This window comes from Pauljensenia sp. UMB6358 (assembly GCF_030216865.1).
Taxonomy (GTDB): Bacteria; Actinomycetota; Actinomycetes; order Actinomycetales; family Actinomycetaceae; genus Pauljensenia; species Pauljensenia turicensis_A.
Genome location: NZ_JASOMS010000299.1, coordinates 1 through 232 on the forward strand (window position 1 = coordinate 1; position 232 = coordinate 232).

Annotated in this window: 1 protein-coding gene; it reads right to left on the reverse strand. The window is 61.2% G+C overall.

Annotation, left to right across the window (positions count from 1 at the left end; translation table 11 throughout):
• Positions 1-165, reverse strand: a 165-nt coding sequence (locus QP381_RS09535; protein WP_285068808.1) for a glycerophosphodiester phosphodiesterase, incomplete at its 3' end; no start/stop codon positions are given.
• Between the last annotated feature and the right edge of the window lie 67 nt (positions 166-232).

A 232-nucleotide genomic window follows, 5' to 3' on the forward strand; every position in this document is an offset into this window, starting at 1 on the left:
AACCGCTACCCCGTCCGCGGTGGTGTGTACATCCGATTCGATATGCCGAAATCCCGCGCGGTACACCGCATCAAAAGCGCGCAGGGAGTTTTCCGGGTATTCGTTACCGCCGCCGCGGTGGGCGATGATGAGCGCGGGCCCATCAATATCGTAGAGTCGCCCCATTACTTGCAATCCGCCTCGAGGGGCTGGGCTTGGCGTTCTTCCAGGAAAGCGAGCGGGTCGAGGAGTT